Source organism: Deltaproteobacteria bacterium, from assembly GCA_026129095.1.
Taxonomy (GTDB): Bacteria; JAGRBM01; JAGRBM01; order JAGRBM01; family JAHCIT01; genus JAHCIT01.
On sequence record JAHCIT010000003.1, the window covers coordinates 364,942 to 376,523 of the forward strand.

The following is an 11,582-nucleotide window of genomic DNA, read 5'->3' on the forward strand; positions in this document are numbered from 1 at the left end:
ACTCCGGGCTTAGGCGGTCAGTTCCGCTTCGATCATCCGGTGCGCGCTGGTCATCAGGCGGCCGGCGGCTTCAGCGTCATTCCCGTCCGGATGGACAGGCGGCAGCACCACAATCGTCACCCTGCCCGGTTCGTGACCGAGCCTGCGGCCAAGAACGCCGGGCCCGAGTGCCGGATGTTCCTCGACAACCGCTACCGGAACGACCGGAACATTGCAGGCGACAGCCAGTTCAAACGCCCCGCGCCTGAATTCACCCAGGATTTTCCCGGTGGGCCGCTTCCCTTCCGGATACATGAGAATTGAAGTTCCACGTTCCAGGAGCGGCCGGCACTGCCGGATCAGATCGGCCGTCGTGGCCCGGCGCGGCAGAAAGAGCTGTCCCGTTTTCGCCGAGAAATACCCGCCAAGAGGGAATTTTCGCAAGTCAGCCCGGATCACGGCCCGCCAGTCCAGCCGCACAAAATGCGTAAACAGGTACCAGTCCCACTCGCTGCCGTGATTGGAGACGTACACGGCGGGTGTGTCCGGATGTACATGCTCAAGCCCGCGTGCCGACGCATTGATCCCGCAGCCCCGGAGCACTCCGCCGGACCACAGGCGGCTCAGATGCTCATAACCCCATTCCGGCGTCTTGCCGGCCGCGAAAAAAACGCTCGCCACAGCGCCGACACCGGCCGTGACGCCGGCGATGACCGACATTCTCTGAAGCGTACGGACGGTTTTTGCCGGTGAATGGGGCCTGCTCATGGCAGCGTCTCCAGCCGGACCGTCCACGGGGACGGCTGTTCATCCAGCGACCGGGCGAGAGCCGCGGCGAACTCCGGCTTCCGGAGTGCCTCGTACCAGTCCGGACCACCCAGAACCGCCAGGTTCTGGACCAGCGATACCGTTCCGGCCCCGCCGGCCGCCTCGCTCCAGTTCTTGTCGATCTGCCTGATCCGGTAACCGGCAATGGCTCGTCCGCTGTCCGTATGGACATACAGCATCGGCCGCAGATGCACCGCCGGACCAGGAAGTTCGAGCCAATGCAGGATCGCACCGGCCGGATTTGCCAGCAGGATCCAGTCGTAAGGAAGTTCTTCCTCCACCCGGACGGCCGGGCGGAGCGATCTGCCACCGGGCAGAAGCATTTCCGTACCTTGCGGCAGATCGAAACCGTTACGCAGCGTGACATCGGCTCCGAGCTGCATGATCAGTTGCGGAATCGCCAGTTCCACTTTCTGCAAGATGGTGTTTCCGCACACGAGCATATTCTGCGGATGTGGATCGACATAACGCACCAACGCCCTCACCGATGCATCCGAGCGGCGCAGCGCACACTGCGAACCGGTCTCGAGCGATTTCACTTGCCACCGGAAATCACCCTCGTCGCGGTACACCTTGACAAGACCGAACAACCGGGCGTCAAACTGCAGTTTCAATGCGTCGATTATATTCAGGCTCACGCCGGTCATCCGGAGATTGCTGAAGAACCCGGAGCCGCCGGGGAAATCCAGTCCGAAGACAGGACCGTGCATCGCCCCGGCTTCGAGCCGGTAAGCGCTCTGGACGCTTTCGCCTTCGACGAGAAAGCCTTCCCGGCGGTCGCCGCCGGAACCGGCCACGACACGCCATCTGGCACCCGGGGGGATTTCGCTCCCGGCCGGGCCCAGGCCGCCTGCGCGAAAATGCAGATCGTACGCTGCCGGCTTGCGGCCGGGGACCTCGAACGTGTCCACATCGATATCGGTCCACCCGTCAGGGCTCCGGGTGCGTATCTTCCATGGACCGGGAGCGGCCATTTCTGCCGACACATGATCGAATATCCGGGTGCGGGTAAAATCGGCGGGATTCATGGATGGGCCTTCTCCGTTGGCTACGGCGGCGAGCAGGATCACGGCGGCTAGAGGGCCCACACGACACCCCGGCGGCGGAACTCCGGCTCGACGACCCGGAAGTGAATGGTCAGGGCGAGTCCCGCACCGGCCAGCCCGTCGACCAGGAAATGCCGCTTGAGCAGCAGCGTGCTGGCGAACACTAGCGTCCAGATCAGCAACGCGGCGAGTGACACCCAGTGCGACACTTTCAGCAGCGAAAGGCAGGCCAGCGTCGCCATGGCGACATGCAGCGACGGGAAGGCGTTCCAGCCCCGGTCGTCCAGCCACGGAAGTCTCGGGAGCAGGAAACCGTCAATCGGACCCGTGGCGGGTGGCGGAATGCACCGCACGGGCACCAGATAAAACAGCGAGAAACAGATAGCCATCGCCAGAAGATAGGCGGCAGCCCCCCGGCGGACGAAGTGCATCTCATGGAACGGAATTGCGGGACCGAGAATGATCACATATCCCAGCGTGTAGGGAATCGCCGCCCATCCCGCATAGGGAATAAACGATTCGACGCCAATCGACAGATCGTAACCGTCCCGTTCGCCGAGTATCCGGGGAATGCCGAGATATCCAGTCACGAACACGACGCCAACAGATGCCGCCCAGAACAGGAACTCCGGACTGAACCGGGAACCGGCGGCCATCGCTGATATGTCCTTTCCAGCGGGCATGAGTCCAGCGTAACCGAAATCGGAGGAAAACAATCGTGGAAAGCGCCAGTCCAAAGGCCCTGGGCCGGATTTCCTGTGAACTGCGTCCTAACCTGTTTGTGAGGAACGGAGCCGTCGGATATTCCCTGGTGTTCCCGTTCGACATGATTGCCGAAGGCAACAAAGACGGTGATTGGCGGGCAGCGGGTGACGACCTTGGAACCTTCTGCCTTGACCATGCCGCCGAACTCAACGAAACCGATGCGCTTATCAGGGAGTTTCTGGTGACCGCTGACAACGCAGCCTGATTCGTCATTTCCACCGGTTAGCTCAAACGCAACCTCGCAACCCTTTTCACAACAGTGTCCCTGAAAAGGATACCGTTGTGTCCGAGGGCTTTCTGCACCGTTAGAACTACCGGGTCCTGCCAGTGGAAGAGTCAAAAAGCCCCCACCAACCCCTAACTATTCTTCTTTTTCCAAAGAGAAATGAATAGTTACATGGTGGGGGCTTGGGTGAGTGCCGGGTGATCGCTCCGTGAGGGTCAGGTTGGAGCGCAAAGGGCGTTTTTCATGGACCACCTTGGACGCTTGAATCTGTTCGTCGGCAAAAGGCTCTGGATATCAACGGGTTGGCAGTGAAGCAAGGCGCGGCGAAAATCCCGGTTGGTGGGTAGTGTGGCCTGAAAATTACCCCTGCTTTGGAGCCGATAAACTGCGGCACGACGATGGTCTGGTTTGGATTTCGGCCAAGGTCCAGTACTCAGTAGCCTTTGGTTTCGTAACTGGACGTGGCAAAAGTCGTCGCTGGCAACGGGGAATGTCGGCTGCGGTTCGGCTCTGGCGGCGACATCAATCGGCACGGGTCAGTTTCCGGGAAAATCACGGGGCGTAATATCTCATGTGGGACTTCCCCAGCCCGAATAAAAGCGGATACCGGCCACCGAGTGACATATTCTGTCACGACCGTGGCTTACCATGGCCTTTTGGGTATTTTCGTAGCCAAAAAGTCGTTGCGGAAACCAGTTGATACTCGCCCAAGTTCACTAAAGAATTGGTGCCAAACCAGAGCGCAGCTATTTAATGCAAAGGGGGAGCGCAGGGTCCGTGAAACAGGCTGTTATTGAAAATCCTATCCTGAACTCCCCGTTCAAGGAGCCCGACCGGCATTTCCGTTTTACCGACGAAGGTATCACGAACGAGATCGTCGACGGCCGCCGGAACAGTACCTATTTTGTTCCGATCCCCCAGCCCAAGAGGGGCAAGAAACAGCTCTCGCTCGATACCCAGTGGACTGCCGACCGGATAGAGGAGAACAAGCTCGTCAACCGGATTCGCCCGCAGATCTACAAATGGCGCCAGGGCGGATACATCGGCGTAACCCGGACCACGGCCCGGCTGCTCGAATACTGGAACGATCCCGAGCGCTCCAAGCGGCTCTTCTTCTGCCAGATCGAAGCGCTTGAAACCGCCATCTACATCACCGAAGTCGCCAGCAAGTACGATCCCTGGATCGAGAACGAGCTTCGGCACGCAAGCGAAGAGGCTAACCCGCTCCTCTTCCGGATCGCGTTCAAGATGGCGACTGGCAGCGGCAAAACGGTCGTCATGGCGATGCTCATTGCCTGGCAGGCGTTGAACAAGATCACCAATTCCCAGGATGCACGGTTCTCCGACGCCTTCCTGCTTGTCGCGCCGGGTATCACGATCCGGGATCGGCTTCGGGTGCTGCTGCCCAGTGAACCGGACAACTACTACCGTGAACGGGATATCTGCCAGCCGGAAGACCGGGCTCAGCTCCAGAAAGCCAAAATCGTCATTACCAACTATCACACCTTTAAACGGCGCGAGATCGGCGATGTCTCGAAACTGGGCAAGGCAATCCTCAAGTCAGAAGCGTTTACTGAGACGCCTGCCCAGATGGTTCGCCGCGTTTGCAGGGAGCTGGGGAACAAGAAGAATCTCATCGTCATCAATGACGAGGCACACCACTGTTACCGGGAGAATGTCGCGGTCGCCGAAGAGGCCCTGTCTGGCGAAGACCGCAGGGATGCCGAAGAACGGGCCGAAGCGGCCCGTATCTGGATCAGCGGCCTGGAGGCGGTGAAACAGAAGTTGGGCGTTCGGGCTGTCTACGACCTGTCGGCGACCCCGTTTTTCCTGCGCGGATCCGGTTATCCGGAAGGCACGCTGTTCCCGTGGGTAGTGTCTGATTTTTCGCTCATCGACGCCATCGAGAGCGGGATTGTGAAGATCCCTCGTGTGCCGGTCGCCGACGATTCCATGGTCGGCGAACAGCCCACCTATCGCGACCTCTGGCTCCACATCCGGGAAAACCAGCTGCTCCCGAAGAAAGGCCGTGCCGAAACCGAACGGAAAGGCGCGCCCGAGCTGCCCATGGGACTGGAGGGTGCGATCCGGAGCCTCTACGACCACTATAAGAAGTATTACGAGACGTGGGAGCAGGATAAACAGGCGCAGCTTGCGGGGCGCACGCCGCCTGTATTTATCGTCGTCTGTGCGAATACGGCCATTTCAAAACTGGTCTACGACTACATCTCTGGCTGGGACACCGGAAAAACGACTCCCGCTGGCTCGCCGATCTGGGCAGACGGCGCACTACCGCTATTCAGTAATACGAAAGACGGCCAGCCGGGCGGTCATCAGAACACGATTCTCGTGGACAGCAGCCAGCTCGAATCGGGCGAACCGCTGAAGGACGATTTCAAGAAGCTAGCGGCCCGTGAGATCGAGGATTTCAAGCACGAGTACGCGAGACGGCATCACCAGAACGCCGAAGATGTGACCGACGGCGACATCCTCCGCGAGGTGATGAACACGGTCGGCAAGCCTGGCAAACTGGGCGAGAAAGTCCGGTGCGTGGTGTCGGTATCCATGCTCACGGAAGGCTGGGACACCAACACCGTCACCCATATCCTGGGCGTGCGGGCGTTCAGCACACAGCTTCTGTGCGAGCAGGTGGTGGGCCGCGGACTCCGCCGGATGAGCTATGCGGAGAACACCGAAGGCAAGTTCGAGCCTGAATACGCCGAAGTCTACGGCGTCCCGTTCTCGTTCATCCCGACGGTGGCGAAACCGGCACTCTCCCTGATGCTGAAGCGCACGCGGGTTCACGCCATCGAGGACCGGCGTGAGCAATGCGAGATCACGTTCCCCCGTCTTGAAGGCTACCGGTACGACCTGCCCGGAGAAAAACTCACGGCCCGATTCGACGAAAAGGCCCGAATGTCCGTCTCGACGCAGGATGTGCCGTCGTTCACGGAAGTACAGCCCATCGTCGGCGAGGGAAGCGTTCACACGCAGGAAGATCTGAAGTCCCGCCGCGAACAGGAGGTCGCCTTCCTGCTGGCCAAGCTGGTGCTTGAGAAATATTTCCGGCAGGACGGCGAGATCCAGAAGGACCGCCCGGCCGAGCACCGGTTCGACTCGTCCGTCCAGGCGTGGCTCTTCCCGCAGGTGCTCCGGATCGCGCGGCAGTGGATGGAGCAGTGTCTCCAGCTCAAGGACGACACCTTTCCGCAACTGCTCCTGCTGATCCAGCTTGCGCACGAAGCCTCGGACAAGATCTACGGGGCAATCGTCCGGTCGGCTGACGGAGAAAAGCGGATCGTTCCGCGCCTGAAGCCTTTCGACACGGTGGGCAGCACGGCAATCGTCGATTTCGATACGTCCAAAGAGGTCTGGACGACCGATCCCGCCAAGTGCCACGTCTCGCATGTGTCGGCCGACAGCGGCTGGGAGCAGAAGATGGCCCAGTCACTGGAGACGATGGACGAGGTGGTCTCCTACGTGAAGAACCAGGGGCTCAACTTCACGATACCCTACCTGATAAACGGTCAGGAGAAGAACTACGTTCCGGACTTCATCGTCCGTATCCGTGACGAGGCCGGCATAGAGCCGCTCAACCTGATTGTCGAGGTCACCGGCCAGAACAAGAAGGACAAGGAGCAGAAGGTCGCCACCGCCCGCGACCTCTGGATACCCGCGGTCAACAATCACGACGGGTTTGGGCGTTGGGGGTTCATTGAAATCAGGGATCCTTGGAATGCGAAGACCGAAATCAGAGAATTCCTGCAACGGTACCAAGGCGCTGGAGTCGCCGCGTAAGAGATTACGATGAGCACCAAAGAAACCACTATCCAAGTATCGCCGAGGATATTTGACCATCTCGGCCTCGCAGCATACGAGAGTCTCAAAAAATGCTTGGCTGAATTGGCAGCCAATTCATATGACGCCGACGCCACCGAAGTGCGAATACACGTTCCAGTACAGTTGGAGGGAGGTTCGGTCATTAAGGTCACTGATAATGGCGAAGGAATGACCGCCGATCAGATCGAAAAGTCCTATCTTTTTATCGGGCGGGATCGGCGCACGTTGGGGCAACGAACATCAGGCACCAAATCAGGTAGGCCTAGATTAGTTATTGGGAGTAAGGGGATCGGTAAGCTCGCGGGCTTTGGTGTGTCATCTCAACTCCGATTGATATCAGTTCGCACAGGCATGAAGTCCACAGTCACTCTCGATCGGCATCATTTCGACGATCTTAAAACCCTTGCAGATCAGAAAGTCGTAATCGAGACAGCGCCTACGGATGCAGCGGATGGCACATCTGTCGAACTTCATAATCCCAATTCTCAACTCTCCGTCCCCGATGAAGCTACTATTCGCCGACACCTATTTCGTGTTTTGCCGAATACCCCGGATTTTCGTGTCTACGTGAACGAAAAGGAATGTACAGCTGACGCTCTTGAAGGGACGCGAACACCATTTGACCAAGAAATTCCGAGCGTCGGGAGAGTACATGGTTTCTATGTAATCGCAGGGAACCGACTACCGAATTTTGGTATGGCCGTCCGGGTGCGGGGTCGTTTGGTTAAGGAGCCAAATCTTTTCGGCATTGACACGACGAAACATTGGTTCTTTTCCACGAACCGGATTTACGGTGAAATCAACGCTGATTTTCTTGATCCCGAGGATGGAGAAAATCGCGCACATGATGTCATCAATACTAGTCGAGATGGGTTCTTGGAGGATTCTCCGGTCGTCCAGAAGTTTGAGGAGTGGGTTCGGGAGTTTTTAATAAGAATATTCAGAGCGATCGAAGACGCCGAAGAAAAAAAGCGTGAATCAGTTGTTTTAAAAAATCCTGAATATGAAGCGAGACTGAACAAACTTCCGGCCCATGTTAAATCAACCGCAGAGCGTGTTGCTCGAACAGTATTTTCTAAACTCAAAAGCGTTGACCAAGACCAAGCCTCAGAGCTGATCGATTGGATATTGAAATATTACGAGTCGAACGTCTTGCGTGAGTTGATAAGTGCTATCGTGAAGGCCGACACGAAAGATGTCGCAATATTGTCGGAGATGATAAGAGAGTGGGGCTTACAGCAGGTCAATGGGGTTGTTGAGCATGTCAAGGATCAGATCAGCATCATAAAGCGGCTTGAAGATTTGATCTCCGACGACACGGCGGAAGAAATAGATTTGCATAAACTCGTTGAGAATAACCTTTGGCTAGTTCGGCAGGGTTTGGAGCTTTGGAGTTCTGACAAACCACTAAAAACTGTTTTGGATAAAAAAGTTGACGAAAATTATAAGGACTACGCAGATATTCGCCCGGATATCGTATGTCGTTCAAGAGATGAAGGGCGACAAGCCGTTGTTCTTGAATTCAAACGCCCCAAGGAAAAGATCAGACCAGAACATATTACCCAAGCCATGACGTACGAAGGGATTATTGCGGCCCACAGACCTGGCATAATCTTTGAGACCTACGTGATTGGTCGGCAATACGATCCCGCTGTTCTTGCCGTGAAGGAAAAACAAGCGAAGGCTGGGAACCATCTAGTTTCCTATGAACACCTGCTTCAGGGAGCTCGGAACCGCTTTGAAACAATCTTAGAATTACTCGGCCAGTAGTTTCCTACGCGCTCAAATTTAAGGATCACACAGTTAATGCCTCCCAAGAAGACCCCAATATCCTCATCCTCTCCGTCTCTACCGATCGAGTCCGTACGTCACAAGGACAAGCGGGCGAACATCCCGACGGAGGAGCTGAAGGATTTCATCAAGGACGACGAGAAGGCTCCGAAGTCCATGCTCTACCCGCGCGATCCGTCGCTGGATCCGCAGTTGGTCTGGAAGGGGAAGGACGAGCAGGACGCCAAGGACCTCGAAGTGCCGGTGGTGCCGGTTTACATACAGGAGAAGATCCATCCGCAGGCGCTGATCGAGGATTTCCGCAGTTCCGCCAGAACGGGCGGGCCGGCGCAGGCGTCTCTGTTCAGCGACTTCAACGGGATCGCCTTTGAAGACCTGATCGAGTTCTACCAGCACGAGCAGAACTGGACGAACCGCATGATCCTGGGCGATTCACTACTCGTGATGACATCGCTGGCCGAAAAGGAAGGGCTCAAGGGCAAGGTCCAGACGATCTTCATGGACCCGCCGTACGGCATCAAGTTCGGTTCAAACTGGCAAGTTTCAACGCGCAAGCGGGATCTAAATGATGGCAAAAGTGAGGATGTCACCCGCCAACCGGAACAGATTCGCGCATTCCGGGATACCTGGGAACTCGGCATTCATTCGTACCTTTCTTATTTGCGCGACCGCTTTGTGGTCGGGCACGAGTTACTGAACGAATCGGGTACGATCTTTGTGCAAATCGGTGATGCCAATCTTCATATCGTTCGTTGTTTGTTGGATGAAGTATTCGGGAGCGAAAACCATGTCGCGACGGTTCCGTTTGTTAAGACGAGCGGGTCAACCAAAGACTACTTGCCCGGAACGATCGATTTCATTCTTTTTTACGCGAAGAACTCTGAGCGTCTTAAGTTCCGGAACCTCTACCACGTCAAGGAAGTCGGTGGACTGGGTGGGTCGGCATATAACCGAATTGTTGCACAAGACGGTAGCCGTAGAACGTTCAAAAGTGACGAAAAATCTGGTCGCGTGGACCTGCCCGCACACGCCCGAGTCTACCGCCTCGACAATCTAACGAGCCAAAGTATGGGACGCGAAAAGGGGGAGGGGGCTGCGTCGTGGTTTCCAGTCCAACTTAACGGGGAAGAATATCGACCCAGCATAAAGGCCCGGTGGAAAACTAATGAAAGCGGGATGAGCAATCTCTTAAGGGCCGAACGTCTAGAAGCGACGGACACGAGTTTATATTACGTTCGGTATTTTGATGATTTTCGTGCTTTTCCTGTGAGTGATATTTGGCAAGATACCGTGGTGGCCGGTTTCGCGTCCGACAAACAGTACGTTGTGGAAACGTCCGCAAAGGTTATTGAACGGTGTTTATTGATGAGCACCGATCCGGGTGATCTCGTTGTTGATCCAACTTGCGGTAGTGGCACCACCGCCTATGTCGCTGAACAGTGGGGCCGCCGGTGGATCACGATGGATACGAGCCGGGTGGCGCTGGCGCTCGCTCGAACGCGCCTAATGGCCGCCAAGTTCCCGTACTACTTTTTGGCCGACTCCAAAGACGGCATCCAGAAGGAAGCTGAAGCCACCGGCAAAGTTCCGCCCGACTACAAGACCGAGAACGATATCCGCAAGGGGTTTGTCTACAAGCGCGTTCCGCACGTTACGCTGAAGGCGATTGCGAACAATGAAGAGATCGACCCGATCTGGGACAAATGGGCCGTCAAGATCGACCCGGTGCGGAAAACCCTCGGGACTGTCATCAAGAAGAAATGGGAAGAGTGGGAAGTCCCGCGAGAGGCCGAAGGAGCATGGCCGTCCGAGGCGAAAAAGCTCCACGAGGAGTTCTGGCGGATGCGCCGGGAACGACAGCAGGAGATCGACGCCTCCATTGCCCGTCGCGCCGACGTGGAACTGCTCTACGACCAGCCCGAAGAGGACAAGAAGCGGGTTCGCGTGACTGGCCCGTTCACGGTCGAGAGCCTCTCGCCCCACCGCGTGCTGGCGACCGACGAGGAACAGCCCCGCTCTGTCACCGACGGCCAGAAGTCCGACATGGGTGGCCAGTTCCATGTGATGATCCTGGAGAACCTGAAGAAGGCCGGCGTCCAGAACACCGTGAAAGAGGAACGGCTCAAGTTCGACCGGCTGGAGCCCCACGCGGGCGTCTGGATCCAGGGTGCCGGCGAATACACCGACAAGGACGGCAAATCCCGCCGCGTGGCGGTGGCGGTCGGGCCCCAGTACGGAACCGTAAATCGCGAACTGATCAAGGACGCGGCTCTTGAGGCCGTCAAGGGAATCGGGTTCGACCTGCTGGTCGTTTGCGGCTTTGCCTTCGAGGCGCAGACGGGCGAAGAGCCTCACAAACCCTACGGCAAGCTCCAGATTCTGCTCGCCCGTATGAACCCCGATCTGCTCATGGGCGAAGAGCTGCTTAAGAAGACGGGCACCGGCAACCTGTTCATGGTGTTCGGCGAACCGGACGTGAAGATCGTGACCGGCAAGGACGGCCGCGTCACGGTCGAGATCAAGGGTGTAGATGTCTACGACCCGACCACAGGCCAGATCCGCAACAGCTCGACCGACGACATCGCCTGCTGGTTTATCGACACCAACTACAATGGCGAGAGCTTCTTCGTCCGGCACGCCTACTTCACGGGGGCACAGGAGCCCTACGACAAGCTCAAACGCGCCATGCGGGCGGAGATCGACGAAGCCGCCTGGTCGGCGCTCTATTCAACCAGGAGCCGGCCCTTCGATCCCCCCAAGACGAAGAAGATCGCTATCAAGGTGATCAACCACTACGGCGACGAAGTACTGAAGGTGTATGAGGTGAAGTGATGGGCTCTAAAAAATTATGGGAAGAATTCGACCAGTTAGTGAAATCGCTTCAACACGAATCTGAACGTGTAGATGATGCGGCAAAACGTCGAGCAGGGACAATAGATAGATCAAAAGATCTATTCGAAGATGGCCGGGGGAAAATTATCGGCTCAATTCAAGCTGCCGGTCATAACACGATGAAGCTGGAAGAGATCACGAATATAGATGATCTTGAGAAAGAGATAATACGAACAGTTGGTAAGCTTAGTCCGGACGACGTTATGGAACCTGGC

8 protein-coding genes are annotated in these 11,582 nt (G+C 56.9%); 5 read left to right on the top strand and 3 right to left on the bottom strand.

The annotated features are described in order from the left end of the window. Nucleotides 1-9: 9 nt before the first annotated feature. From KIT79_06575 to KIT79_06585, 3 genes are read right to left on the bottom strand one after another with little or no spacing between them, the layout of a single operon-like run. Nucleotides 10-747 carry a 1-acyl-sn-glycerol-3-phosphate acyltransferase gene (locus KIT79_06575; protein ID MCW5828964.1) on the bottom strand — a complete coding sequence of 246 codons (738 nt, stop codon included), beginning with the start codon at nucleotides 745-747 and terminating at the stop codon, nucleotides 10-12. Continuing rightward, the gene (locus tag KIT79_06580) at nucleotides 744-1,895 is read right to left on the bottom strand and encodes a hypothetical protein (protein ID MCW5828965.1); all 1,152 of its coding nucleotides are present in this window, start codon (nucleotides 1,893-1,895) and stop codon (nucleotides 744-746) included. Before KIT79_06580 ends, KIT79_06575 begins: the two co-directional genes overlap by 4 nt. Continuing rightward, nucleotides 1,883-2,536 carry a phosphatase PAP2 family protein gene (locus tag KIT79_06585; protein ID MCW5828966.1) on the bottom strand — a complete coding sequence of 218 codons (654 nt, stop codon included), beginning with the start codon at nucleotides 2,534-2,536 and terminating at the stop codon, nucleotides 1,883-1,885. Before KIT79_06585 ends, KIT79_06580 begins: the two co-directional genes overlap by 13 nt. 35 nt (nucleotides 2,537-2,571) lie before the next feature. On the opposite strand from KIT79_06585, the gene KIT79_06590 reads away from it, so the two are divergent. The 5 genes from KIT79_06590 to KIT79_06610 form a co-directional block, all read left to right on the top strand. Beyond that, a complete protein-coding gene (locus KIT79_06590; protein ID MCW5828967.1) occupies nucleotides 2,572-2,823 on the top strand; it encodes a hypothetical protein in 252 nt (83 codons plus the stop codon). 798 nt (nucleotides 2,824-3,621) lie between these two features. Further along, complete coding sequence (locus tag KIT79_06595) at nucleotides 3,622-6,642, top strand: DEAD/DEAH box helicase family protein (protein MCW5828968.1); 3,021 nt, start codon at nucleotides 3,622-3,624, stop codon at nucleotides 6,640-6,642. Between the two features lie 9 nt (nucleotides 6,643-6,651). After that, the gene (locus tag KIT79_06600; protein ID MCW5828969.1) at nucleotides 6,652-8,454 is read left to right on the top strand and encodes an ATP-binding protein; all 1,803 of its coding nucleotides are present in this window, start codon (nucleotides 6,652-6,654) and stop codon (nucleotides 8,452-8,454) included. Nucleotides 8,455-8,490: 36 nt separating this feature from the next. Then, nucleotides 8,491-11,307 carry a site-specific DNA-methyltransferase gene (locus KIT79_06605; GenBank protein MCW5828970.1) on the top strand — a complete coding sequence of 939 codons (2,817 nt, stop codon included), beginning with the start codon at nucleotides 8,491-8,493 and terminating at the stop codon, nucleotides 11,305-11,307. Further along, nucleotides 11,304-11,582 (top strand): hypothetical protein (locus KIT79_06610; GenBank protein ID MCW5828971.1); only part of this gene is annotated, 279 nt, incomplete at its 3' end. The genes KIT79_06605 and KIT79_06610, both read left to right, overlap by 4 nt.